The organism is Burkholderia sp. AW33-5 (assembly GCF_053427615.1).
The window spans coordinates 231,946-255,878 of record NZ_JBSAXA010000006.1; the positions used below are offsets into that span (position 1 = coordinate 231,946).

22 protein-coding genes and 1 pseudogene are annotated in these 23,933 nt (G+C 68.6%); 16 read left to right on the forward strand and 7 right to left on the reverse strand.

All coding sequences use genetic code 11. The features are described 5' to 3' along the window. The first annotated feature begins 41 nt into the window (after positions 1-41). The 5 genes from ACV22V_RS13950 to loiP all read left to right on the forward strand — a co-directional run bounded on the left by ACV22V_RS13950 (position 42) and on the right by loiP (position 4,350). The gene (locus ACV22V_RS13950; RefSeq protein ID WP_059528344.1) at positions 42-302 is read left to right on the forward strand and encodes a phosphopantetheine-binding protein; all 261 of its coding nucleotides are present in this window, start codon (positions 42-44) and stop codon (positions 300-302) included. 115 nt (positions 303-417) lie between these two features. Beyond that, positions 418-1,134, forward strand: a complete 717-nt coding sequence (gene fabG, locus ACV22V_RS13955; RefSeq protein WP_059701684.1) for a 3-oxoacyl-ACP reductase FabG — start codon at positions 418-420, stop codon at positions 1,132-1,134. Between the two features lie 97 nt (positions 1,135-1,231). After that, positions 1,232-2,521 carry a chorismate transformation enzyme, FkbO/Hyg5 family gene (locus tag ACV22V_RS13960; RefSeq protein ID WP_448014230.1) on the forward strand — a complete coding sequence of 430 codons (1,290 nt, stop codon included), beginning with the start codon at positions 1,232-1,234 and terminating at the stop codon, positions 2,519-2,521. Positions 2,522-2,631: 110 nt separating this feature from the next. Beyond that, positions 2,632-3,438 (forward strand): glycosyltransferase family 2 protein, encoded by an 807-nt coding sequence (locus ACV22V_RS13965; protein WP_448014232.1) that lies wholly within the window; start codon positions 2,632-2,634, stop codon positions 3,436-3,438. A 150-nt stretch (positions 3,439-3,588) separates the two neighbouring features. Continuing rightward, positions 3,589-4,350: a metalloprotease LoiP gene (gene loiP / locus ACV22V_RS13970; protein WP_059528256.1), complete on the forward strand. Its 762-nt coding sequence runs from the start codon at positions 3,589-3,591 to the stop codon at positions 4,348-4,350. Positions 4,351-4,463: 113 nt separating this feature from the next. Here loiP and ACV22V_RS13975 read toward each other — a convergent pair whose 3' ends face one another. The 4 genes from ACV22V_RS13975 to ACV22V_RS13990 are packed head-to-tail and all read right to left on the reverse strand — an operon-like array spanning position 4,464 to position 9,168. Beyond that, a complete protein-coding gene (locus ACV22V_RS13975; RefSeq protein ID WP_059528254.1) occupies positions 4,464-6,164 on the reverse strand; it encodes a lactate permease LctP family transporter in 1,701 nt (566 codons plus the stop codon). A gap of 51 nt (positions 6,165-6,215) precedes the next feature. Next, on the reverse strand, positions 6,216-7,661 hold the full coding sequence (locus ACV22V_RS13980; RefSeq protein WP_448014235.1) for a LutB/LldF family L-lactate oxidation iron-sulfur protein: 1,446 nt from the start codon (positions 7,659-7,661) through the stop codon (positions 6,216-6,218). After that, the gene (locus ACV22V_RS13985; protein ID WP_448014236.1) at positions 7,658-8,371 is read right to left on the reverse strand and encodes a LutC/YkgG family protein; all 714 of its coding nucleotides are present in this window, start codon (positions 8,369-8,371) and stop codon (positions 7,658-7,660) included. The genes ACV22V_RS13980 and ACV22V_RS13985 overlap by 4 nt, the downstream gene beginning before the upstream one ends. Next, complete coding sequence (locus tag ACV22V_RS13990; RefSeq protein WP_448014238.1) at positions 8,368-9,168, reverse strand: (Fe-S)-binding protein; 801 nt, start codon at positions 9,166-9,168, stop codon at positions 8,368-8,370. Before ACV22V_RS13990 ends, ACV22V_RS13985 begins: the two co-directional genes overlap by 4 nt. A gap of 131 nt (positions 9,169-9,299) precedes the next feature. Here ACV22V_RS13990 and ACV22V_RS13995 point away from each other — a divergent pair, with 131 nt between their 5' ends. The 5 genes from ACV22V_RS13995 to ACV22V_RS14015 all read left to right on the forward strand — a co-directional run bounded on the left by ACV22V_RS13995 (position 9,300) and on the right by ACV22V_RS14015 (position 14,744). Next, entirely contained in the window at positions 9,300-10,016 is a 717-nt protein-coding gene (locus tag ACV22V_RS13995) for a FadR/GntR family transcriptional regulator (protein ID WP_448014240.1), read from the forward strand. 224 nt (positions 10,017-10,240) lie between these two features. After that, a complete protein-coding gene (locus ACV22V_RS14000; protein WP_448014242.1) occupies positions 10,241-11,866 on the forward strand; it encodes a phospholipase D-like domain-containing protein in 1,626 nt (541 codons plus the stop codon). A gap of 240 nt (positions 11,867-12,106) precedes the next feature. After that, positions 12,107-12,880 (forward strand): class II aldolase/adducin family protein, encoded by a 774-nt coding sequence (locus ACV22V_RS14005; protein ID WP_006497398.1) that lies wholly within the window; start codon positions 12,107-12,109, stop codon positions 12,878-12,880. A 363-nt stretch (positions 12,881-13,243) separates the two neighbouring features. Continuing rightward, positions 13,244-13,678: a CHRD domain-containing protein gene (locus tag ACV22V_RS14010; RefSeq protein ID WP_059701698.1), complete on the forward strand. Its 435-nt coding sequence runs from the start codon at positions 13,244-13,246 to the stop codon at positions 13,676-13,678. A gap of 103 nt (positions 13,679-13,781) precedes the next feature. Next, positions 13,782-14,744, forward strand: a complete 963-nt coding sequence (locus tag ACV22V_RS14015; protein ID WP_448014244.1) for an alpha/beta hydrolase — start codon at positions 13,782-13,784, stop codon at positions 14,742-14,744. Here the strand turns inward: ACV22V_RS14015 and ACV22V_RS14020 are convergent. Next, on the reverse strand, positions 14,714-15,556 hold the full coding sequence (locus ACV22V_RS14020; RefSeq protein WP_059528235.1) for an EcsC family protein: 843 nt from the start codon (positions 15,554-15,556) through the stop codon (positions 14,714-14,716). The genes ACV22V_RS14015 and ACV22V_RS14020 overlap by 31 nt on opposite strands. Positions 15,557-15,663: 107 nt before the next feature. On the opposite strand from ACV22V_RS14020, the gene ACV22V_RS14025 reads away from it, so the two are divergent. Then, entirely contained in the window at positions 15,664-17,259 is a 1,596-nt protein-coding gene (locus tag ACV22V_RS14025; RefSeq protein WP_448014246.1) for an MDR family MFS transporter, read from the forward strand. Positions 17,260-17,293: 34 nt separating this feature from the next. Continuing rightward, positions 17,294-17,740, forward strand: a complete 447-nt coding sequence (locus ACV22V_RS14030) for a MarR family winged helix-turn-helix transcriptional regulator (RefSeq protein ID WP_448014248.1) — start codon at positions 17,294-17,296, stop codon at positions 17,738-17,740. Between the two features lie 120 nt (positions 17,741-17,860). Here ACV22V_RS14030 and ACV22V_RS14035 read toward each other — a convergent pair whose 3' ends face one another. Together ACV22V_RS14035 and ACV22V_RS14040 are read right to left on the reverse strand one after the other, a co-directional pair. After that, positions 17,861-18,442 (reverse strand): DJ-1/PfpI family protein, encoded by a 582-nt coding sequence (locus tag ACV22V_RS14035; protein ID WP_448014250.1) that lies wholly within the window; start codon positions 18,440-18,442, stop codon positions 17,861-17,863. Between the two features lie 163 nt (positions 18,443-18,605). Then, a complete protein-coding gene (locus ACV22V_RS14040) occupies positions 18,606-19,886 on the reverse strand; it encodes an amino acid deaminase (protein WP_448014251.1) in 1,281 nt (426 codons plus the stop codon). Positions 19,887-20,005: 119 nt separating this feature from the next. Here ACV22V_RS14040 and ACV22V_RS14045 point away from each other — a divergent pair, with 119 nt between their 5' ends. From ACV22V_RS14045 to ACV22V_RS14060, 4 genes and pseudogenes are all read left to right on the forward strand, one after another. Further along, on the forward strand, positions 20,006-20,938 hold the full coding sequence (locus ACV22V_RS14045) for a MurR/RpiR family transcriptional regulator (RefSeq protein ID WP_448014253.1): 933 nt from the start codon (positions 20,006-20,008) through the stop codon (positions 20,936-20,938). A 2-nt stretch (positions 20,939-20,940) separates the two neighbouring features. Next, positions 20,941-22,422, forward strand: coding sequence for an N-acyl-D-amino-acid deacylase family protein (locus tag ACV22V_RS14050; RefSeq protein WP_059690657.1), 1,482 nt, complete (start codon positions 20,941-20,943; stop codon positions 22,420-22,422). Positions 22,423-22,545: 123 nt separating this feature from the next. Continuing rightward, positions 22,546-22,932 (forward strand): RidA family protein, encoded by a 387-nt coding sequence (locus ACV22V_RS14055; protein ID WP_006751946.1) that lies wholly within the window; start codon positions 22,546-22,548, stop codon positions 22,930-22,932. Between the two features lie 290 nt (positions 22,933-23,222). Continuing rightward, positions 23,223-23,933 (forward strand): annotated as a pseudogene (locus tag ACV22V_RS14060) (glycoside hydrolase family 19 protein); the annotation flags it as partial.

Consider the following 23,933-nt stretch of genomic DNA (forward strand, 5'->3'; position numbering starts at 1 on the left):
GGGCGCCTCCCGCTGCCATCGGCCGCCTGCCCGCAAGCATGATGAACGCACTGGAACAAGAGCTCGCCACGCTGATCATCGGCGAACTGAATCTCGAAGACGTCCCGCTCGAAACGGTGACGGCCGGGACCCCGCTGTATGGCGAGGGCTTCGGGCTCGACTCCATCGACATCCTGGAAATCGCGCTGCTGATCTCGAAGAAATACGGCTTCGAGCTGCGCTCGGACAATCCGGACAACCAGAAGATCTTCGCGACGCTCGGCGCGCTTGCCGAGTACGTCGCCGCGCATCGCACCAAGTGACGGCGGCGCGCGCGAACGCGACGCGGCACGCAGACGATGACGGCACGCGGCGGCGGCCGCTGGACGAAACACGGCCGCGTCGATCGAGAGGAAACGCGATGAGCGGAGCAAGGCGATGCGGGCGCTCGTAACGGGCGGCAGCGGCGCACTCGGGCAGGCGATCTGCACGGCGCTCGCGCAGGCCGGCCACGAAGTCTGGGTGCACGCGAACCGGAATCTCGCGCAGGCGGAGGCGGTCGCGCAGCAGATCGTCGTGGCCGGCGGCACCGCGCACGCGCTTGCATTCGACGTGACCGACGCCGATGCGACGCTCGCCGCGCTCGCGCCGTTCATCGACGACGCACCGGTGCAGATCCTCGTCAACAACGCGGGCATTCACGACGACGCACCGATGGCCGGCATGTCGCGCCGGCAGTGGCACAGCGTGATCGACGTGACGCTCAACGGTTTTTTCAACGTGACGCAGCCGTTGCTGCTGCCGATGATCCGCACGCGGCGCGGTCGGATCGTCAACATCGCGTCGGTTGCCGGCGTGACCGGCAACCGCGGGCAGGTCAACTACGCGGCCGCGAAGGCGGGGCTGATCGGCGCGACGAAGTCGCTGTCGCTGGAGCTCGCGTCGCGCGGCATCACGGTGAATGCGGTCGCACCCGGCATCATCGAATCGCCGATGGCCGACCCTGCATTTCCCGCCGAACGGATCAAGCAGCTCGTGCCGGCGCAACGCGCGGGCCGGCCCGACGAAGTCGCGGCGATGGTCGCGTATCTGGTATCCGATGCGGCTGCTTATGTGACGGGACAGGTGCTGTCCGTCAACGGCGGGCTTGCATGACGACGCGCGCGGCGTCGGCTTGACGCGAAGCAACGGCGCGCAACGCGGCGCGTGGCCACGATGCCGCGAGCCCGCATCGCATAGTGAGGAAATCGAAGTGTCAGTGCATCCAGTCGACGCCGAACGGCGAGCGTATTCCCTGTCGTCCGCCACGACCGCGGTCGCGCGCGAACACATGACGGGCGGAGCCGCCGCATCGCGCGCGGGCATCTCGCCCGCGGCGAACGGCGGCAACCGTGCGCTGCGACTCGTCCGGATCGATCATGCGCGGCTGGCTGCGCTGCTGCACGATGCGCGGCAGCGCGGCGACGCATTCGACCGCGTGTTTCCCGGTGCGCTGGGTGCGGTCTGCATCGGCGCGGCCGGCGCGCCGACCGATGCGATGGTCCGCATGCTCGCCGCCGCCGCGCCCGACCTGCCGCTCGCACCGGTGCAGATGGCGCTGCTCGACGCCGGCGGCCACGCACGCGCCGGCGCGGTCTGCGAAATCTGGCAGTGCGACGCGCCGGACCTGCGCAGCGAGCGGCGCGGCGCGCTGCAGTATCGCTTCAGCGAAACGGCGGGGCTCGTATTCGGCAGCATCGTCGTGCAGGAAGAGCAGGAAGCGGCCGATGCCGATCCAGACGGAGGCACGCCGCTCGAGCGCGCGACACACGATGCATACCGCGCGCTGTTCGACGCGCTCGATGCACTCGGCATCGCGCATCCGCTGCGAATCTGGAATACCGTGCCCGCGATCAACGCGCTGCAGTTCGGGATCGAGCGCTATCGTCAGTTCAATATCGGCAGGCAGCGCGCGTTCGACGCGTGCCGTCGCGCGCTGACGGGCAGCGTGCCGGCGGCCTGTGCGCTCGGCTCGGTCGTGCCCGTTGCGGGCGACACGCCGCCGGCCGCGCCGCTCGCGATCCATTTCATCGCGACCCGCACGCCGGCCGATCCGGTCGAGAATCCGCGCCAGGTCAGCGCGTATCACTACCCGGCGGAGTACGGCCCGCGCGCGCCGACGTTCGCGCGCGCGGCCGCGTGGCCCGGCGACGATGCCGCGCCGTTGCTGTTCGTGTCGGGCACCGCCAGCATCGTCGGGCATCGCACCGTGCATCGCGGCGACGTCGTCGCGCAAACGCGCGAGACCATCGCGAACCTGGCCGCCGTGCTCGAGCAGGCCGCGCGGCAAGGGCACGGCCCGTTCGGGCTCGCCGACCTGAACTACCGCGTCTACGTGCGCGACGCCGGCGATGCCGCGGCGCTCGCCGCGATCGATCGCGCGCTGCGCGATGCGGCGGGCCCCGGCGTGCGGCCGTTGTTCGTCCACGCGGACGTGTGCCGCGACGATCTGCTGGTCGAGATCGAAGCGAGCGCCGGCCATCCGCTGGAGCACCTGTCGTGAAGCGCGCGGCCCTGTCACTGCGCGAACGCGGCGTCGACGAAGCCTGTCGGCAGTCGCCTGCAGGTCATAAACTTTTGTCAGGATCCCCGTCTTCGCAATCGGCCGTTCCCATGTCCAAGCTGCACGCCTCGTCCACTCATCTCGTACTGATTCCGAGCTACAACCCGGGCGTCAAGGTCGACACGACCGTGCGCAACGCCCGCTCGCAGTGGAACCCGGTGTGGGTCGTCGTCGACGGCAGCACCGACGGCAGCGCCGAGCGGCTGCAGGGGATGGCCGAGCGCGACCCCGGGCTGCGCGTGATCGTGCTGCCGGAGAACCGCGGCAAGGGCGCCGCGGTGCTGGCCGGGCTCGACGCGGCGGCCGCAAGCGGCTTCACGCACGTGCTGACGATGGACTCCGACGGCCAGCATCCGGCCGACCTGATTACCGAATTCATGGCCGCGTCGCAGGCGGCGCCGGACGCGATGGTGCTGGGCCTGCCGAAGTTCGACGCGAGCGCGCCGCAACTGCGCGTGCAGGGCCGGCGGCTGTCGAACGGATGGGCCGACTTCGAGACGCTATGGGCCGGGATCGGCGATTCGCTGTACGGCTTTCGCGTGTACCCGGTCGCGCCGCTCGCCGCGATCATGCATCGCCAGCCGTGGATGCGCGGCTTCGACTTCGATCCGGAAGCGGCCGTGCGGCTGTGCTGGGCCGGGGTGCGGCCGATTCGCATCGAAGCGCCGGTGCGCTACTTCGGCGCGCACGAGGGCGGCGTGTCGCATTTCCACTATGGCCGCGACAACGTGCTGCTCGCGTGGATGCACCTGCGGCTCTTCGCCGGTTTCGTGGTGCGGCTGCCGATGCTGGTCGCGCGGCGGCTCACGCGCCGGTCGCGTTCGACGTTCAGCCGGTCATCCGGTCGCGGCGATTGATGAGCTGATTGCCGTCAATTCGCTGACCAATCGCGTCGTTAGTTTCGAGCCGCGGCGCAATCAAGTTGTCATTTTATGTAAACGTCTGGTAATTTTCTGCCGGATTATGCAAAATCGCCGCTCCTAAATACAACTACCGAGGGATCCGGGATGCATATCAAGAAAGCGGCGGCAGCGTGTGGCATGGCGTTCCTGTTGAGCGCATGCGGCGGCGTGCAGAATCTCGACGCGAACAGCCTGACGTCGGCGGGGACCAGCCTGTTCAAGGCGGCGACGCTGTCGGACAGCGACATCGCGGCGCTGTCGAACGACTCGTGCAAGGCGAGCGACGCCGAATCGAAGATCGCCGCGCCGAACAGCGCATACTCGAAGCGTCTGACGAAGGTGATGAAGGGCTTCGGCGACATGACGCTGAACGGCCAGAAGATCAACTACAAGGTCTACGTGACCAAGGACGTCAACGCGTGGGCGATGGGCAACGGCTGCGTGCGCGTGTACAGCGGCCTGATGGACATGATGAACGACGACGAACTGCGCGGCGTGATCGGTCATGAAATGGGCCACGTCGCGCTGGGTCACTCGAAGAAGGCGATGCAGACCGCCTACGCGGTCAGCGCGGCGCGCACCGCGGCCGGCGCGGCATCGCCGGGCGTCGCGGCCCTGACGAGCTCGCAGCTCGGCGACATCACCGAGAAGTTCATCAACGCGCAGTTCTCGCAGACGCAGGAAAGCGCGGCCGACGACTACTCGTTCGACCTGATGAAGCAGAAGAACATGAACCAGAAGGGCCTCGTCACCGCGTTCCAGAAGCTCGCGCAGCTCGATGGCGGCAAGAGCTCGATGATGAGCTCGCACCCGTCGTCGGCGAGCCGTGCCCAGCACATCCAGGATCGCATCGCGAAGGGCAGCTGATCGCCGTCTGGTGCGCCGGCCGCGTCCGGCGCCCGGGATGAACGAAACCCCACGCTCTTGCGGGCGTGGGGTTTTTGTTTTTCGGCGAACCGGAAAGCGGCCGCGCCGCTTGCTTACGGCACCATCCCCGGCAGCACGTAGGCCTGCACGAGCGTGATCAGGCCGACGATCACCGCGAACAGCAGGCTGTGGCGCACCGTGAAGCGGAACAGCTCCGATTCCTTGCCGACGAGGCCGGTCGCCGCGCATGCGACCGCGATCGACTGCGGCGAGATCATCTTCGCGGTCACGCCGCCCGTGGTGTTCGCGGCGACGGCGAGCGTCTCGGGCACGCCGAGCTGGTGCGCGGTCGCTTGCTGCAGCGAGCAGAACAGCGCGTTCGACGACGTATCCGAGCCGGTCAGGAATACGCCGAGCCAGCCGAGGAACGGCGAGAAGAACGGGAACGCGGCGCCGGTCGCGGCGAGCATCAGCGCGAGCGTCGACGACATCCCCGAGTAGTTCGCGACGAACGCGAACGCGAGCACGAGGCCGATCGACAGGATCGGGCGCGTGAGTTCCTTCAGCGTCTCGCCGAACGTGACGAGCCCGTCGCGCGGCTTCATCCGCAACAGCGCCATCGAGATCAGGGCGGTCACGAGGATCGCGCTGCCCACCGCCGACACGAGATCGATCTTCAGCACGGCGTCGAGCGCCTTGGGCGTCGCGGCGATCGGCGCGGTCTTCACGACGAGCTGGTCGAGCCCGGCCACATGGAACTTCAGGACGGTCGACGCGAGCGCGCCGTGCGCGGCGAACAGCGCCTTGAACGGCGCGATGCTCCACACGGTGACGACGGCCGTCAGGATCAGGAACGGCGACCACGCGCGCACGGTCTGCGCGAGCGTGTACGGCGACGCTTGGCGGCTTGCTCCCGAACCGATGCCGCCCGCGCCGAATCCCGCGAGCGCCGCGCCGCCGCCGGACGCGACGAGGCCGCCGGCCGTCTGCTTCGCGCTGCTCGGCTGCCAGACCTTCAGGAACGCGGCAAGCGACACGAGGCTGACGAGCGACGACGTGATGTCCGGCAGCTCGGGCCCGATGTGGTTCGACGTGAAGTACTGCGTGATCGCGAAGCTGCCGCCGGCGACGAGCGCGGCCGGCCAGGTCTGCCGCACGCCGCGCAGCCCGTCCATCATGAACACGAGCCAGAACGGCACCGCGAGCGACAGCAGCGGCAACTGGCGGCCGGCCATCGCGCCGATGTGGAATGCGTCGATGCCGGTCACCTGTCCGGCGACGATGATCGGAATGCCCATCGCGCCGAATGCAACCGGCGCGGTGTTTGCAATCAGACACAGTCCGGCCGCGTGCAGCGGCTTGAAGCCGAGGCCGACGAGCAGCGCGGCCGTGATCGCGACGGGCGCGCCGAAGCCGGCCGCGCCTTCGAGGAACGCGCCGAACGAAAAGCCGATCAGCAGCATCTGCAGCCGCTGGTCGTCGGTGATCGCCAGCACCGACGCACGGATGATGTCGAACTGTCCCGTCTTCACGACGATCTTGTACAGGAACACGGCCGCGACGATGATCCACGCGATCGGCCACAGGCCGTACGCGAAGCCGAAGCCGGCCGCCGCGAGCGCCTGCGGCACGGGCATGCCGTAAGCGAGGATCGCGACGCCGAGCGCCAGCAGCAGCGTGATCGCGGCGGCGACGTGCCCCTTCATCCGCAACGCGGCGAGCGCGACGAAAAAGAAGATGATCGGGATCGCGGCGACGAGCGCCGACAGCCCGAGGCTGCCGAGCGGGGTGTAGATCTGATGCCAAACCTGCATGGGTGTCTCCTCCATGGATTGCTATCGGTACGGGTTTGAAAGCGAGGGGGGCTATTCGGGCTGGCCGCGTGCGCGCAGCAGGTCGGACAGGCTGCGCGGCGCCGGCTCGAGCGGCGTGCGGTGCTGCGTCCAGCCCATTTGCCTGGCCGGCGTCAGCGCGCGCAGCCGCGTCGCGGTCCAGCGGAATGCGCGATACGCGCGCGGATGCGCGAACGCGCCGGACCAGAAGCGCCACACGAGGTCTTCCGCGCGGTTGTAGTTCGCGCCCTGGCCGCGCAGCGGATGCGCGACGGGTTCGTCGGGCTTGCGGTTCGCCTCGGTGCGCAGCCGCACGAGCAGCTGCGGGATCGGAATCCGGACCGGGCACACCTCGCCGCACGCGCCGCACAGCGTCGACGCGGTCGGCAGGTCGGCCGTCGCGTCGAGGCCGAGCAGGTGCGGCGAGATGATCTTGCCGATCGGGCCCGGGTAGGTCGTCCCGTATGCGTGGCCGCCGATGCGCGTATAGACGGGGCAGTGATTCATGCACGCGCCGCAGCGGATGCATTGCAGCGTCGCGCGCAGCTGTTCGTCGGCGTAGGCCTGCGTGCGGCCGTTGTCGAGCAGCACGAGATGCAGTTCGCGCGGGCCGTCGCGTTCGCCGTCGCGGCGCGGGCCCGAGATCAGGTTGAAGTAGGTCGTGATCGCCTGGCCGGTGGCCGAGCGCGTCAGGAGGCTCGACAGCGGCACGATGTGCTCGAGTTTCTCGACGACCTTCTCGATGCCCATGATCGCGACGTGCGTGTCGGGCACGGTGGTCGACAGCCGGCCGTTGCCCTCGTTCTCGACGAGCCACAGCGTGCCCGTGTCGGCCGCCGCGAAGTTCACGCCGGACAGGCCGATGTCGGCTTCCGCGAATGCGCGGCGCAGCGCGCGCCGGCCGGTCTGGATCAGCTCGTCGACGTCCTCCGTGTAGCGCGTGCCGGGGATGTGCTCCTCGAACAGCTCGGCGATGTCGCCGCGCGTCTTGTGGATAGCCGGCATCACGATGTGCGACGGCTTCTCGCCCGCGAGCTGCACGATGAACTCGCCCATGTCGGACTCGATGCAGTCGACGCCGTGATCCGCGAGGTAATGGTTCAGCTCGATTTCCTCGCTTGCCATCGACTTGCCCTTGATCACGCGGCGCGCCTTCTTCGCCTGCGCGATGCCGAGCACGATCGCGTTCGCGTCGGCGGCCGTCTCGGCCCAGTGCACGTGCACGCCGGCCGCCGTGAGCGTCGCCTCCAGCCGCTCGAGCAGCGCGGGCAGTTGCGCGAGCGCGTGCTGCCGCACGGCTTCGCCGAGATCGCGCAGTTGCTCCAGCTCGGTGTCGTCGGGGAACTGGGTCGCGCGCTTGCCCTGCAGGAAGTCCATCGCGCCGCGAAAGCTCCGGCGCAGCGCGGGATCGTCGAGCGCGGCGCGCGCGCGGGCCTTGAAGTCGCCGAGGGCGACGAATTGCAGCGGTTGGTCGCTCATCGCGGCAGGTCCTGGCAGGCGGTTGCGGTCGGTTCGGTGACGATCACGACCCAGAGGTTGCGCGGCCCGTGTGCGCCATACGCGAGGGTCTGCTGGATGTCGGAGGTCTTCGACGGGCCCGACACCAGCACGACGTTGGTCGGCATGCCGGCGTGCCAGCGCTCCGCGTGCACGGCCGCGTGGAGGTCCGCGTGCAGCGTGTTCGCATGGACGAGCGCGATGTGCAGCGGCGGCACCAGCGATACCGTGCGCGGCGTGCCGGCATCGGGCGCGAGCACGACGGTGCCGGTCGCCGCGATGCCCGAGCGCGCGACGGTGAAGCCCGCGTCGATCATGTCGAACAGCTCGGTTTTCCACGCGTCGATCGGCCGGTCGAACGGCACCGGCGCGACCGCGTCGGGCAGCGCACGCGCGAGGGCCGCGGATTCGGCGCGGGCCGGGTCGAGCAGCAGGCGGCGCACGCCGGCGTCGGCGAGGCGTGCGGCAAGCTGCGCCGGCCACGCATCGGCGGTGGCGCACCAGACGTCGGCGTGCGACGCGGCGAGTGCGGCCTGCATCGTCTGCGCGAGCGCATGGGAATCGGGGGTGACCGGTGCGCGGCGCGCCGCGTAATGCGTGTCGATGCGCGCATCGAGGGCGGGCGCGGCGTTCGCGGCGACGCCGGGCGCGGCGGCGCGCAGGCGCGCGAGGATGGCGCTGCGCGCGCTCATTGCGCGTCTCCGCGCAGCGAGCCGGCGCCTGCCGTGCGGCGCCACAGGAAGCTTGCGAGATGCTCGACGGGCAGCGTCGCGCCGGCCTTGGTCGCGGCGTGGCCGATGTTCAGCAGGCAGCCGCAGTCCGCCGACACGAGCCGGTCGCAGCCCGTCGCGCAGGCCGATGCGACCTTGTCGTGCACCATCGCGCCGGAGATGTCGGGGTGTTTCAGCGAGAACGTGCCGCCAAAGCCGCAGCATTCCGATTCGCGTTCGTGTTCGATGCGCGTGACGCCCGGCAGCGCGTCGACGAGCGCGACGCCGTGCACGCGCGTGCCCATCTCGCGGCGGGCCGCGCACGACGTGTGCAGCACCACGCGCTCGTCCGGGCCGGCGTTCGCGTCGATGCGGTCGAGCCGCACGTCGAGCACATGGACGAGGAATTCGGCGAGTTCGTAGGTGCGCTCCGCGATCGCGCGCGCCTTCGGGCCGTGCACGGGGTCGTCGGCGAACAGGGCCGGCCAATGGTGCCGGATCATGCCCGCGCACGAGCCGGACGGCACGATCACGGGCCACGGCTCGGCGAACAGATCGAGCTGCGCGGCCGCGACGCGGCGAGCCTCGTCGGGATTGCCGCTGCTGTAGGCCGGCTGCCCGCAGCAGCTCTGGCCGCGCGGATAGTGGACGGTCAAGCCTTCGCGTTCCAGCAGGCGGACCGCGTCGAGCCCGGCTTCGGGGACGAACAGGTCGACCAGGCAGGTCGCGAACAGGTAGACGTGCGCGGGGGCGGCGGCGGGGTAGTGCCTTTCGTTCATGTCTCGCTCCAGGGTGCCGGCCCGGCAAGCGAATGCGGGACGACGATTTCGCTGCATAATTCCCGCGACGGCGCCGCAGTTCAAATTGGTTGGGCCAATCGGCGCGGCGGGTATTCGATGGGGAGACGGCAATGGCGGCGATGACGGCACGGGGCCGGACCGAAGTGGTGATGCGCAAGATCGAGACAGCGCTGCTCGACGGCACCTGGCCGGCCGGGGCGCGGCTGCCGGCCGAGCGCTTGCTCGCGCAACAATACGGCGTGGCGCGCAATACGGTGCGCGAGGCGACGCAGCGGCTCGTCGCGCGCGGGCTGCTGCAGAGCCGGCGCGGCGCGGGCGTGTACGTGACGGACCAGTTGCGCGCGGGCATCGCGTCGCCGTGGGGCCAACTGGTCGCCGATCACCCGGCGCTGCGCGACGACATACTCGAATTCCGTCGCGTGCTCGAAGGCGCGACCGCGTATTTCGCTGCGCTGCGCGCGGATGCGAACGACCGGCGCCGGATCCGGACGCTGCTGCGCGAGCTCGAGACCGCGTACGCGAACGACGACGCGGCCCTCGAGGCGTCGACCGACGCGAAGCTGCACGAGGCGATCGCGCTGGCGTCCCACAACACGATGTTCCTGCACCTGCACACGAGCGTGATCGGGATGCTGCGCGAGCACATCTCGATCAACGTCGCGGGGATGACGACGCACGACGAGCAGGCGTCCGAGATGCTGTTGCGGCAGCACCGGGTGGTCTGCGACGCGATTTGCGCGCACCGACCCGAGGAGGCGCGCACCGCGATGCAGACCCATATCGACTACGTGCGCAGCCACTTCGAGCGAAGCGGCCACACGCCGTGAGATTGGTTGGACCATGGATGCCGCGTGCCCGTCTGGCGGCCGAGCCGCGGGCTGCCGTTCCCGGATGCCCGCGCCGGCCGCGCGCGAGCGGTTCACGGCGCCGCATGCGCGAGCCGCGCGATTGACCGGTTCATCGGGCGCCCACTAGAATCGATTGGAACCACCCGTCAGCCGCACGCCGCGGCGATTGCGGACCTGTTGATCCGCCTGTCGAGGAAGTTTCCGTGCTCATGTCTTTGATCCGGCGCGCGCCGGCCGCGCTCTCATGGCGCGCCGCCTGCCGCCCGGCCCGCGCGCTCGCCGTCTGCGCGCTGCTGTCGCTGGTCGCCGCCTGCGCGACGCATCCGCCCGCCACCACGCTCGATCGCCCCGTCTCGCACGCATTGCCGACCGATACCGTGACGCCGCTGCGCACCGCGCTGGCCGCGCCGGAAGCCGCGCATCCGGGGCAGTCGGGCTTCCGGCTGCTGCCCGACGGCGCGACCGCACTGCAGATGCGCATCGCGCTCGCGCGCGCGGCGACGAAGACGCTCGACATGCAGTACTACATCGCGACCGAGGACACGACCGGCAAGCTGCTGCTCGGCGCGGCGCTGTATGCGGCCGATCGCGGCGTGCGTGTGCGGATGCTGGTCGACGACCTGAATTTCCGCGACATCGACCGCGTCATGGCCGGGCTGAATACGCCTCCGAAGGTCGAGATTCGCGTGTTCAACCCGTTCGGTGCGTCGCGGTACGGAATGGTCGAGCGCACGGCCAATTCGCTGACGCGGCTCGACAGCTTTACGCGGCGGATGCACAACAAGGCGATGATCGCGGACAACCAGATCGCGATCGTCGGCGGCCGCAACCTCGGCGACGAATACTTCAGCGCGAGCCCGACGCTGCAGTTCCGCGACCTCGACGTGCTCGCGGCAGGCCCCGTGACGAACGACATCTCGACGAGCTTCGACGACTACTGGGCAAGCGCGAGCAGCTATCCGCTGCGGGTGCTGAATCATCAGAAGTTTGATCCGAAGGATCTCGACGCGATGCGCGACGAGCTGCGCGACCACTGGCGCAAGAACGCCGACCCGTACAACGCGAAGCCGCTGAACGCGACGCCGCTCGCGCAGCAGATCGCGCGCGACGAGCTCGAGCTGGTGTGGGCGCCGGCCGAGTTCAAGGTCGACGCACCGGACAAGGTCATGCGGCCGACCGGCGCGTACGTGAGCCCGCCGATGCAGCGCCTCGTCGAACTGACGCGCGACGCGCAGCAGGAATTCCTCGCGTTTTCGCCGTACTTCGTGCCGCACGACGCGGGCGTGAAGATCCTCGGCGACACGGCCGCGCGCGGCGTGCGCGTCGCGATCCTGACCAATTCGCTCGCCGCGACCGACGCGGTCGCCGTGCAGGCCGGCTACGCGCCGTACCGCGTGCCGTTGCTGCAGCACGGCGTCGAACTGTACGAATTCAAGGCGCGGCCGAACCCGCCGCGCGCGGGCCTGTTCGGCTCGCGCTCGCGTGCGAGCCTGCACGCGAAGGCGTACGTGATCGACCGCAAGGTCCTCGTGATCGGGTCGCTGAACCTCGATCCGCGTTCGGCGTACCTGAATACGGAACTCGCGCTCGTGATCCACAGCCCGAAGATCGCGCAGCAGGCCGCCGCAATCTTCGCGCGCGTGACGCAGCCCGACGAAAGCTATCGCGTGAGCCTCGCGACGCCGGCGGGCGGCGGCACGCCCGAACTCGAGTGGACCGGCACCGACAACGGCGAGCCGGCCACCTATCACGTCGATCCGCATGCGGGGCTGATGCGCAACCTGATGACCGGCCTCTTCATGCTGCTGCCGGTCGAAGACCAGTTGTAAGGGCCGGAACGGCTCGGGCCAAACCCGCGATACCGGTGCGCGGGGAAAGGTGATATGGTTGTGCGCGCAACGATATGCGTATCGTGACGGGTGCCGCCGGACCGCTCGCGCAACGCGGGCCGCAGCGGTGCCGAACGATGCGCGAGCCGCCCGCGCCTGCGCGCCGCGCGCGCCGCCAGGAGACGAGGGACGATGCGCGAGCCGCCCGCGCGGCCGCCCCGCCCGCAACCGGAGTGCCCCATGCAACGTGTACCGAACCAGCCGTTCACGCGTCCCGCCCGCTTCTCCGAAGCCGAATGGCAGGCGCGCGTGCAGCTCGCGGCCGCCTATCGGATCTTCGACCATCTCGGCTGGACCGAGCTGATCTACAACCACATCTCGCTGCGCGTGCCGGGCGAGGACGGCCATTTCCTGATCAATCCGTTCGGGCTCCATTACCGCGAGGTATGCGCGTCGAACCTCGTGAAGATCGACATCGACGGCAATGTGATCGGCCATTCCGACTGGCCGATCAATCCGGCCGGCTTCACGTTCCACAGCGCGATCCATGCGGCGCTGCCCGACGCGCACTGCGTGATGCACGTGCACACGACGCCGACGATGGCCGTGTGCTGCTCGCGCGACGGGCTGTCGTTCTCGAACTTCTATTCGGCGCAGTTGTACGGGAAGATCGCGTATCACGATTTCGAGGGCATCACGGTGCACCTGGAGGAAGGGCGGCGCATCGTCGAGAGCGCCGGCGGGCGGCCGGTGCTGCTGCTGCGCAACCACGGGCCCGTGACGATCGGCGCGACGCTCGCGCAGACCTTCTCGTTGATGTGGCTGCTCAATCGCGCGTGCGAGGTGCAGGTCGCGACCCACGCGATCGGCGACGCGCTGCCGATTGCGCCGCCGGTGCTCGAGGGCTGCGTGCGCGACTCGCTGAACTTCGATCCGAAGCACGGCGCGGGGCAGGACGCATTCGACGCGTTGCAGCGCATCGTCGATCGGATCGATCCGGGCTATCGCGCGTGAGGGCGCGGGGTCGGCGCGACGTCCGACCCGATCGCCGTGGCGACAATCGATTCGTGATGCTTGACGGCCCGCGAAGCGGAGTTTGCCCGACGCATGCGTGCATGCCGCCCGGGCACGGGCAAAAAAAACGCGGCCGGATGGCCGCGTGAATACTCGCAGACTCCTTCGGACGAAGGAAACAAGCAACTGTGAGACGAAGTGTAGCGAAAGGCCGCGCATGGATTCAGGGCTCCCGCTGCAAAGGTCTCTTCCAGGTTCCGTCAGGCTGGCGGGCGACGCAGCGGTGCCGGATCGGCGGCGATCGACTACCATCATGGAACGTCCCCCGTCCGGGTGGCGTACCCCGTCGTACAAGGAGGATTCATGCCGAAGCTGCGTTTGCTCCAGGTGGCGTTGCTCGCGGGCGTCCTGGCCGCCGGCAGCGCCGCCGCCGAAACGGTGCGCCTGTCCGCCAATCTGCAGCCGTCGAGCGAAGTGCCGCCCACCGCGACCAAGGGCGCCGGCGCCGTCGCTGCGACCTACGACACGGCCACCCACATGCTGCAGTGGACGGTGACGTACGAACATCTCACGGGGCCGGCCACCGCCGCGCATTTCCACGGGCCCGCGCCGGTCGGCCAGAACGCCGGCGTGCAGGTGCCGATCCCGAAGGACGCGCTCGCGAGCCCGATCAAGGGTTCGAAGGAGCTGACCGACTCGCAGGTGACCGACCTGATGGCCGGCAAGTGGTACTTCAACGTGCACACGAAGGAGCATCCGTCCGGCGAGATCCGCGGCCAGATGATGCCGGCGAGCTGAGGCCGGCGAACCGCGCGCCGGCGTTTGATATAGAGGCTCCCGTCGAGCGGCGCGGTGACGATCGCACGTACCATCGTCACACTGCGACGATGGAGTGTGTTGGATGAGTTGGCAAAGCAAGTTCGCGTGCTGGCTTCTGCGCCGGCAGTTTCGTCCCGAGACCACGCGCCCGGTGCTCGACCCTGCCCGCGCGCGGCGCTTTACCGACCTGAGGATGATCGTGCCGCGTCGCGCACCGTCGGGCTACCGGCTGCGCGAATGCTACGGTCCCGGCGATGCGCCGCTGCGCGGCGAATGGCTCGAACGCACCGATGCGGCCGCCGCTCGCGGGCCCGGCCGCACGCTGCTGTACTTCCACGGCGGCGGCTACTACTTCTGTTCGACGAAAACCCATCGGCCACTTGTGTTCGGCCTCACGAAGCGCGCGGGCGTGCGCTCGTTCTCGCTCGACTACCGGCTCGCGCCCGAGAACCGCTTCCCGGCCGCGCTCGACGACGCGCTGGCCGCGTACCGGCAATTGCTCGCGCTCGGCACGCCGCCCGAGTCGATCGTGTTCGGCGGCGATTCGGCGGGCGGCGGCCTCGCGCTCGCGACGCTCGTCGCGCTGCGCGATCGCGGCGAACCGTTGCCGGCCGGCGCGATCCTGTTCTCGCCGTGGACCGACCTGGCCGGCACCGGCGACACGATGCGCAGCAACGACGGCCTCGACCCGATGTTCGCGGCCGCGGCGCTGCCGAAGGCGGCGAAGCTGTATCTGGGAGACGAATCGGCGACGCATCCGTACGCGTCGCCGCTCTATGCGGATCTCAGCGGGCTGCCGCCGCTCTTCATCCAGGCCGGCAGCACCGAGGTGCTCCTCGACGATTCGCGCCGCGTCGCCGACAACGCGAAGGCGGCCGGCGTGCCGGTGGAGATCGAGGTGTGGCCCGACATGCCGCACGTGTGGCAGCTCTACACGCCGATGGTGCCGGAGTCGCGCGACGCGCTCGACCGTGCGGCCGCATTCCTGCGCCGCGTCGCGGTCGAGCGGGCGGTTCAGCGCGTGGGCGAGCCGTCGATCGCCTGATACGCGGCCTTGACGGCGACCGGGCCGTACTTGCGCTCGAGCCGGCGCACGGTGAAGTGGCCGTGCGCCATCTGCTGGAAGTGGTCGATGAACAGCGTGTTGACGGTCGCTCCCAACACCGCGCCGATCGCCGGGATCGACTTCGCGGCCATCTGCTCGGTGACCTGCACCGAGAAACGTGATGCCACCGTCTGCACGAGCTTGAACACCGCCGCCGAGCTGTGCGCGGTGATTCCTTTCGTCGTGATGTCCGACGACGCCTTCGAAATCGCCTGCGCGAGCGCGCCGCGCAGCACGAAATAGCCGAGATCGGCGTCTTCTTCCCGCTTGTCCGCGTTGCCGCCCATGCCGAGCACGGCCAGGCACTGCAGCTGCGTATCCACCGAGCCCAGGTCCTCGCCCTCGCTGCGCGCGATGTCGCACACCGAGCGGAAGATCAGCGTGGTCGTCACCGGCAGCTCGACCGGCAGCGCGAGGAAGCCGAACGCGCCGCCCGCCGCGCCGGTCGTCGCGACCGCGAGCTTGTGCAGCAGGTTGCTCGGCTTGTCCGGCTCGGCATCGGGCGTCTGCGGCTTGCCGAGCGTGCGCAGCGCGATGTTCAGGCACTTGCGCAGCGCCAGCTGCGTCGCGTCGTTGATCTTGCCGGTCGCGAAGTCGGGCAGCCGCGCGATCATCTTCTCGACCGGCGCGCCCAGCACGCCCGTCAGCTTCATCGTCAGCGACGGGCTTTCCAGCACCTGCTTCGCGCGCCGCAATGCGTCCTGGTCCTCCGGCGACAGCGTCGCGGCAGGCGTGATTGAAATCGGTTCCATCTTTCTCCCTGGCGGCCATCGGCCCCAAATCCGTCGCCAGCCTAGATTACTCCGGCGTGCTAGAATTTTGAGATTGTTTGACTCGTCAAAAGTTGCATCAACAAAAAATGGCCGTCCATACTGCCGCCCACCATTCGAGCGGGCAAGTCCTGCCGTTCCGCGAATCGCTGCTGGCGATGATCGGGATCTCGTTCGTCACCATGCTCGTCGCGCTCGACCAGACGGTCGTCGGCACCGCGTTGCCGACCATCGTCGCCGAACTCAAGGGGTTCGACCTGTATGCGTGGGTCGCGACCTCGTACCTGCTCAGTTCCGTGATCACCGTGCCGATCTTCGGTCGGCTCGGCGACTATTACGGGCGCAAGCCGTTCGTGATCGTGTCGATCGTCGTGTTTACCGGCGCGTCGGTGCTGTGCGGAATGGCCAACGACATGCTGTTCCTGGTGCTCGCGCGCGGCCTGCAGGGGATCGGCGGCGGGATGCTGGTCGGCACCGCGTTCGCGTGCATTCCCGATCTGTTCCCCGATTCCGTCGTGCGGCTGCGCTGGCAGGTATTGATGAGCTCCGCGTTCGGCATCGCGAACGCGGTCGGGCCGTCGCTCGGCGGGATCCTGACCCAGTCGTTCGGCTGGCGCTCGGTGTTCTACGTGAACCTGCCGGTCGGCCTGCTGTCGCTGTTCTTCGTGTGGCGCTACCTGCCGCATCTGCGCCATGTCGAGCACGACCGCAAGATGCGGCTCGACTGGCCCGGCGCGCTGCTGATCGCGCTGTCGCTCGGCGCGCTGCAGCTGTTCGTCGAATGGCTGCCGAAGTACGGCGTCTTGAGCTGGGCGTCGCTGCTGCTGATCGTCGCGGTCGGCGCCGGCGTCGGGTTGTGGCATTGGGAAAAGCGCTGCGCGCAGCCGATTCTGCCGTTCGACATGTTCGGCAACCGCGCGCTGTCGGCCCTGTTCGTGCTCGCGATCCTCGCCGGCTTCTCGATGTTCTCGCTGCTGTTCTACGCGCCGCTGCTGTTCCAGGGCGGCTTCGGCATGTCGCCGAAGGAGGCGGGGCTCGTGATCACGCCGCTCGTCGTGTTCATCACGATCGGCAGCATCATGAACGGCCGCGTCGTCACGCGCATCCGCAATCCGAATACGATGCTGCACGTCGGTTTCGTGCTGTTCGCGATCGCATGCGCGGGCATCGTCGTGTCGACGCACACGACGCCGATCTGGGTGCTGATGGCGCTGATGGTCGCCGGCGGCATCGGCCTCGGCTTCGTGCTGCCGAACCTCACCGTGTTCGCGCAGCAGACGGCCGGCCGCGAGCACCTCGGCATCGCGACGGCGCTGCTGCAGTCGCTGCGGATGGTCGGCGGGATGATCGGCACCGCGCTGACGGGCACGCTGGTCAACCAGATGTATTCGAGCGGCGTGCGCGATGCGTTGTCGGGCGACCACGCGCTGCAGTGGCACGCGCAACTCGCCGATCCGCAGATCCTGATCGACCGCGCCGCGCAGGGGGGGCTCGTCGCGGAGCTGACCCGCGCCGGGCATAATGGCGCGCTGCTGCTGGAAGCGGCCCGCGAATCGCTGGTCGGCGCGATTCACCTGGGGGTCGCGATGGCGGCCGTCGTCGCCGTGGTGTCGGTGTGGCAGTGTCGCCGCGTGCCGCCGATCGCACTGCGGCACAAGATCGAACCGCATGTCGCGGCCGATTGAACGATTCACCGATTGAACGAGTAGGCATCAGCGCATGGAAGAACAGGACCGCGTCGCGATCTTGCAGCAATTCGGACGCACGTATCGCGCGTTCATGAGCGCGTTCGAAACGCACGTCGGGCAGCCGATGCCGCGCTGGCGCATCATGGTCGCGCTGCACACGATGGGCGGGCATTCGTCGCAGAAGAAGCTCGTCGAGGTGCTGCGCATCGATCCGGGCGCGCTCACGCGCCAGCTGAAATCGCTCGACGCGCTCGGCTGGATCGAGCGCGCGTCCGACGCGCGCGACAACCGCGTGACCAACGTCACGCTGACCGAAGACGGCCGCGCCGCGTTCGACGCGTGCCTGCCGCGCCGCAAGGCGTTTCTCGACCAGACGATGGCGCAACTGCCGGACGACGTGCTGACCGCGCTGTCGGGTGCGCTGGCGATGCTGGAGTCGCGGATCGCGGAAGTCGGCTCGACGCCGGCGCGGCACTGAAGGGCAGGGCGGAAGCGGCACGACGGGGCGCGCCCCGTCGACCGGTCCTGATCGGCGCGGCATGCGGGTCGCGCGAACCCGCCGCCGGCCGGCGTTTCACTTCATGTCATTCAGCTTCGTTCACAGCTCGATGCGCGTGCCCAGCAGCGCGAGGAACTGCGCGAGCCATGCCGGATGCGCGGGCCACGCGGGCGCGGTGACGAACGCTGCGTCGGTCACGGCCGCATCGACCGGGATGTCCGCGTATTCGCCGCCCGCGAGCTTCACTTCCGGCGCGCAGGCCGGGTAGGCCGAGATGCGCTTGCCGCGGATCACGTCGGCGGCCGCGAGCAGCTGCGCCGCATGGCAGATCGCGGCGATCGGCTTGCCGGCTTCGGCGAACGCGCGCACCAGCGCGATCACCTTCGCATCCAGACGCAGGTATTCGGGCGCGCGGCCGCCCGCGATCGCGAGTGCGTCGTAGGCCGACGCATCGACGTCGTCGAACGTCGCGTTCAGCGTGAAGTTGTGGCCGGGCTTCTCGGTGTAGGTCTGGTCACCCTCGAAATCGTGGATCGCGGTCTTGACCTTGTCGCCCGCGCGCTTGCCCGGGCAGACTGCATCGACGTGATGGCCGACGGCCTGCAGCGCCTGGAACGGCACCATCGTTTCGTAGTCTTCGGCGAAATCGCCGGTCAGGAACAGGATCTTCTTCGCGGCCATGGCTTTCTCCATTGAACAGCGTTGAGGGTCCGTTCGCGCCGCATGCGGCAGACGGCGCTGCGGCGGCGAAGCGGCCCCGAGGACGAAAGCGCAGTGTACTCCGGCCGCTTGAAGCGCGCGTGACGGCCGCCCCGCGCGGCGGCGGGGCGGGGCGCGCGGGGCGTCAGAAGAAGGTTTCGACGACTTCCGTCACGCGGAACTGCGGATCGAGGACGAGCAGCTGGCGCCACTTGTCGAACGTCAGGCACGGGTGCGAGATGTCGAACGCGACCATGTCGCCGACCTTCACGTCCGCGCCCGGCGGGATCTGCAGGTACGCGTGCTGGTCCATCATCCCGGTGACGGCCCAGCCTTCGCTCGCGGCGACATCGCGCGGCGCGCTGTCGCGGCCCGGGCGGAAGTGGCGCGCCGGCTCGGGCAGGCCCGCGTCGAACGCCGCGTCGCGCTTGCCGAGCGCGACGATCGCGCGATCCTGCTCCGGCACCGACTGCACGTATGCCCACAGCTGCAGCGCCGGCAGCAGCCCTTCGCCCATCCTGCGGGCGATCGGGTTGCGCGCGAACACGTCGGTCTGCGCCTTCTTGTAGATGCCGACGTCGTGCGTCAGGTAGCAGCCCGGACGCAGCACGACTTCCGCGAAACCGGCGTCGGACGCCTTCGCGAATTCCTCCGCGACCACGTCGTACCACGCCGAGCCGGCGCCCGACAGGATCGCCGGCGTGCGCGAGAAACGGCCGGCTTCGGCCAGCTCACGCGTGAGCGCGACCGCGTCCTGCAGGAACGTGCGGATCTCGCCTTCCTCCTTCAGCACGCCTTCGTAGAGTTCGATGCCGGCCAGCTTCAGCGTGTCCGGATAGCGCGCGATCGCGTCGAGCACGGCCTGGCGTTGCGCGGCGTCGCGCACACCCGCGCGGCCGCCCGGCACGCCGAGCTCGAGCAGGACGTTCAGCGTTTTCTTCGCGTCGCCGAAGAAGCGGCCGAGCTGGTCGACGCCGTCGGCCGAATCGACGAGGCAGAAGAATTCGAACTCGGGATCGGACAGCAGCTGGGCGATGATCGCCATGTTCTGGCGGCCGACCAGCTGGTTCGCGAGCAGCACGCGCCGCACGCCGCCGTGATACGCGGCCTGCGTCTGGTGCGCGGTCGCGAGCGTGATGCCCCATGCGCCGGCGTCGAGCTGGCGGCGGAACAGTTGCGGCGCCATCGTCGTCTTGCCGTGCGGCGCGAACTTCACGCCGTACTGCTGGACGAACGCCTGCATCCAGTTCAGATTGTGTTCGATGCGAGCCGCGTACAGCACGGCGGCCGGCAGGCTGACGTCTTCCGCGAGCAGGTTCCACTCGAGGCGGCCCGCGTCGTCGAGCGGCACGCTCGCGCTCGGCAGGTTGCCGAGGCCCTTGCCCAACGGATTGATTGTCGGTTCCTGATAGTTTGTAACTTTCATGTCATCCCGCTCCATCATCACTATGCATTGCACTGAAGTTGACATGCAGATGGTACAGAAAGTAGCATCGGCGCGGTGATGTTATTTAGTAACATGAGGCGCCACACACTTTTCAGCAGATGAATTTGCCCGCCACTCCGTCCGCTTCGTTCGCAGCCGAATCGGCTTCGGTCGCCCAGCCGGTCCTCGACATCGTCGCGCGGATCGCCGAATGCGCGCCCGAGTTGCGCGAGGCCGAACGCAAGGTCGCCGCATTCATCCTCGCCGATCTCGCGCGCGCCGCGCATGCGAGCATCGGCGCGCTCGCGCGCGACGCGGGGGTCAGCGTCGCGACGGTCACGCGTTTCGCGAAGGCCGTCGGCTGCCGCGACGTGCGCGAACTGAAGGTGCTCGTCGCGCAGGCGGCAGCCGTCGGCCAGCGCTTTTTCGTGCCGGCCGACGAGCATCCCGAAGAAGACGCGAGCCCCGCATCGGTCGTCTACGACGAAATCCGCGTGGCGCTCGCGCACAATCACCAGCTGCTGCGCAACACGTCGTTCGACGCGGCGGCCGACCTGCTCGCCGGCGCGAAGATGATCTACGTGTACGGGCAGGGCGGCGGCTCGACCGCGCTCGCCGACGAATTGCGCTTCCGGCTCGTGCGCTTCGGCCGGCCGGTCGCGAGCTACCAGGACAGCCTGCTGCAGCGGATGGTGGCGGCGACGCTGTCGCGCGATGCCGTGGTCGTCGCGCTGTCGGTGAGCGGGCGCGTGCCCGAGCTGCTCGAGAGCTGCCGTCTCGCGAAGCGCTACGGCGCGAAGCTGATCGCGATCACCGCGCCGGCTTCGCCGCTCGCGAAGCTTGCCGACCATCTGATCCCGGTCGTGGCGTTCGAAACCGATTTCATTTACAAGCCTTCGACGTCGCGCTACGCGATGATGATGGCGATCGACGTGCTCGTCACCGGAGTCGCACTGCGGCTCGGCGATGCGGGCCGAGAATCGCTGCGCCGCATCAAGCATGCGCTCGATGCGCACCGCGGCGGCGGAGACCGTCAACCGGTAGGAGACTGACCATGCATTCGCATCCCGAAGCCGCCGATACGCTGATCGTCGGCGCGCAGCTGTACGACGGCACCGGCGCACCGCCCGTCACGCGCGACGTCGCGATCCGCAACGGCGTGATCGCGGCGATCGGCAATCTGTCGAACTGGCTCGCCGAGACCGTCGTCGATGCGAACGGCCGCGCGCTCGCGCCGGGCTTCGTCGACGTGCACACGCACGACGACACGCACGTGATCCGCGCGCCGGAGATGCTGCCGAAGATCTCGCAGGGCGTGACGACCGTGATCGTCGGCAATTGCGGGATCAGCGCGTCGCCGGTGACGCTCGCGGGCGATCCGCCCGACCCGATGAACCTGCTCGGCGATCGCGACGCATTCCGCTATCCGACCTTCGCCGCGTATGTCGCGGCGGTCAACGACGCGCGTCCGGCCGTCAACGTCGCGGCGCTCGTCGGGCACACCGCGCTGCGCAACAACCAGATGGATCGCCTCGACCGCGCGGCGACCGACGGCGAAATCGCCGGAATGCGCACGCAGCTCGAGGAGGCGCTCGCGAACGGCGCGCTCGGGCTGTCGTCGGGCCTCGCATACGGCTCCGCGTTCGCGGCGCCGGCCGAGGAGGTGATGGCGCTCGCCGAACCGCTCGCGAATGCGGGCGCGCTGTACACGACGCACATGCGCACCGAGTTCGACGCGATCCTCGATGCGATGGACGAGGCTTATCGCGTCGGCCGTCACGCGCAGGTGCCGGTCGTGATCTCGCACCTGAAATGCGCGGGCCCGTCGAACTGGGGGCGCAGCACCGAGGTGCTCGCGTCGCTCGAAGGCGCGCGCCGCTACCAGCCGGTCGGCTGCGACTGCTATCCGTACAGCCGCAGCTCGTCGACGCTCGACCTGAAGCAGGTGACGGGCGACATCGACATCACGATCACGTGGTCGGAGCCGCATCCGGAAGTCGCGGGCAAGCTGCTGAAGGCGATCGCGGCCGACTGGGGCGTGACCGAGCAGGAGGCCGCGCAGCGGATCCGTCCGGCCGGCGCCGTGTACCACAACATGTCCGAGGACGACGTGCGGCGGATCCTGTCGCATCCGGCGACGATGGTCGGCTCGGACGGCCTGCCGAACGATCCGCTGCCGCACCCGCGGCTGTGGGGCGCATTCCCGCGCGTGCTCGGCCATTACGTGCGCGACACGAACCTGCTGCCGCTCGAGGAAGCGATCCGCAAGATGACGTCGCTGTCCGCGCGCCGGTACGGGATCGCGCGGCGCGGCGAAGTGCACGTCGGCTACCACGCGGATCTCGTGCTGTTCGATCCGGCGCGCGTGATCGATGCCGCGACGTTCGAGAAGCCGCAGCAGCCCGCGCACGGGATCGACGCGGTGTGGGTGAACGGCGTGCTGACCTACGAGAACGGCCAGCCGACCGGCGCGCGCGCCGGCGGTTTCGTCGCGCGCGGCGAGCGCGTGCCGGCGAGTGCCGACGCCGCGTTCTGAACGCGGTCCCGATCCGATTTGCCGCGTGCGCCATGTCGGCGCGCGCATCCGCAACCGTGCGTTGCATGGGACCGGCGCTGGCGCTTGCGCGCCGATGCCGGTCGACAATCAAGGAGTGAAACGATGAAGCGATATGGCGTGGGCGAAGCGAAGGGTACCGGCGGCCAGGTGATGCCGTTTGCACGCGCGGTCGAGGCCGACGGCTGGCTGTACGTGTCGGGCCAGACGCCGATGGTGAACGGCGAGGTCGTCGAAGGCGGGATCGTCACGCAGTCGAAGCAGACGATCGAGAACGTGATCGCGATCCTGAAGGAAGCCGGCTACGGCCTCGAACACGTCGTGCGCTGCGGCGTGTGGCTCGACGACGCACGCGATTTCGCGTCGTTCAACAAGGTGTTCGTGTCGTACTTCGGCGAGCATCCGCCGGCACGCGCGTGCGTGCAGTCGAGCATGGTCATCGACTGCAAGGTCGAGGTCGATTGCATCGCTTACAAGGCGCCGGCGAAGTAACGCGGCGAGGGCGAATTGTTGTGCAACGAGGCCGGCGCATTAACGTGCGCCGGCCTCGTTGCGTTGAGGCGCTTTCGATGGATTTCTGATCAGTTGCGTTTGATGCTGGAATTTTGCGGTTTGTAACAAAGCCGCTCTGAGCAGTGGGGAGGGCGCGACGCTTTCGTTGGGCAGGAAGAGCCGAGGTTGGGATGTTGTTCAAGAATAGCGTCGACAGTTTCGGTTAAACCAGATCCGAGTACGCGTTGTATGGTCTGGTCACGCTAAGGATTCCCTGAATAAATCAGATCGTGACCGACAAACCCGCACCGAAGAAAGCCTCACCAACTCCAGAGGCCACCAATGCCCGGTTGAAGCTACTGCCGTTTACATTTCCTTTCCTGCGCAAAGGACAAGGCAAATCCACGACTTCTTCACGATTTACCGACGAGAACGAGATATACCGGCTACTCGCCGAACGAGAGCCTTCAGGCGCGTATCTCGTCAGTCGGAAAGGGATGTGGCACGGCGGCATCCACGTCACTGAGGCCGGCGCAGGGCAATCGCTGGACCTCGATGCGGGATTGCGCTGCATCGCTGACGGCGAGCTAGTCGCGTTTCGCATCGACAAGACCTATCCGGTCAGTGAGATCGCAACGGCAGATGGCGGATTGCCGTACGAGGCACCGTATAGCACGGGCTTCGCGCTGGTACGGCACACGATGGAGTTTCCGCGGGACACGAAGCTGACGTTTTACAGCCTATACATGCACCTGATGTCCTGGGAAGACTACACAAACTTCCCGAAGCGGGAAAAGCCGTCGTATTGGCCGCGGCAATGGCTGGTGACGCAGTATGCGCAGGATAAGCAGGCGTTAGGCCGAAGCGGGCAGGCTCCCGATCCGGCACAGCAGGGGCTGCGTATTCGCAAGACCCAGGGAGGGAGTCCCATCGCGATTCTGCCGCAAGGAGCCAACGTCGGTATCGGAAAGATTGAGACGAAGAACGGAAAGCCGTGGGGG

Coding starts and splice junctions, on each gene's coding strand:
- ACV22V_RS13950 (WP_059528344.1), top strand. CDS start 42: ATGAACGCACTGGAACAAGAGCTCGCCACGCTGATCATCGGCGAACTG.
- fabG (WP_059701684.1), top strand. CDS start 418: ATGCGGGCGCTCGTAACGGGCGGCAGCGGCGCACTCGGGCAGGCGATC.
- ACV22V_RS14050 (WP_059690657.1), top strand. CDS start 20,941: ATGCATTCGCATCCCGAAGCCGCCGATACGCTGATCGTCGGCGCGCAG.
- ACV22V_RS13985 (WP_448014236.1), bottom strand. CDS start 8,371: ATGAGCGCGCGCAGCGCCATCCTCGCGCGCCTGCGCGCCGCCGCGCCC.
- ACV22V_RS13990 (WP_448014238.1), bottom strand. CDS start 9,168: ATGAACGAAAGGCACTACCCCGCCGCCGCCCCCGCGCACGTCTACCTG.
- ACV22V_RS14045 (WP_448014253.1), top strand. CDS start 20,006: ATGAATTTGCCCGCCACTCCGTCCGCTTCGTTCGCAGCCGAATCGGCT.
- ACV22V_RS13975 (WP_059528254.1), bottom strand. CDS start 6,164: ATGCAGGTTTGGCATCAGATCTACACCCCGCTCGGCAGCCTCGGGCTG.
- ACV22V_RS14030 (WP_448014248.1), top strand. CDS start 17,294: ATGGAAGAACAGGACCGCGTCGCGATCTTGCAGCAATTCGGACGCACG.
- ACV22V_RS14035 (WP_448014250.1), bottom strand. CDS start 18,442: ATGGCCGCGAAGAAGATCCTGTTCCTGACCGGCGATTTCGCCGAAGAC.
- ACV22V_RS14005 (WP_006497398.1), top strand. CDS start 12,107: ATGCAACGTGTACCGAACCAGCCGTTCACGCGTCCCGCCCGCTTCTCC.
- ACV22V_RS14025 (WP_448014246.1), top strand. CDS start 15,664: ATGGCCGTCCATACTGCCGCCCACCATTCGAGCGGGCAAGTCCTGCCG.
- ACV22V_RS14015 (WP_448014244.1), top strand. CDS start 13,782: ATGAGTTGGCAAAGCAAGTTCGCGTGCTGGCTTCTGCGCCGGCAGTTT.
- loiP (WP_059528256.1), top strand. CDS start 3,589: ATGCATATCAAGAAAGCGGCGGCAGCGTGTGGCATGGCGTTCCTGTTG.
- ACV22V_RS14010 (WP_059701698.1), top strand. CDS start 13,244: ATGCCGAAGCTGCGTTTGCTCCAGGTGGCGTTGCTCGCGGGCGTCCTG.
- ACV22V_RS14055 (WP_006751946.1), top strand. CDS start 22,546: ATGAAGCGATATGGCGTGGGCGAAGCGAAGGGTACCGGCGGCCAGGTG.
- ACV22V_RS14020 (WP_059528235.1), bottom strand. CDS start 15,556: ATGGAACCGATTTCAATCACGCCTGCCGCGACGCTGTCGCCGGAGGAC.
- ACV22V_RS13995 (WP_448014240.1), top strand. CDS start 9,300: ATGGCGGCGATGACGGCACGGGGCCGGACCGAAGTGGTGATGCGCAAG.
- ACV22V_RS13965 (WP_448014232.1), top strand. CDS start 2,632: ATGTCCAAGCTGCACGCCTCGTCCACTCATCTCGTACTGATTCCGAGC.
- ACV22V_RS13980 (WP_448014235.1), bottom strand. CDS start 7,661: ATGAGCGACCAACCGCTGCAATTCGTCGCCCTCGGCGACTTCAAGGCC.
- ACV22V_RS14040 (WP_448014251.1), bottom strand. CDS start 19,886: ATGAAAGTTACAAACTATCAGGAACCGACAATCAATCCGTTGGGCAAG.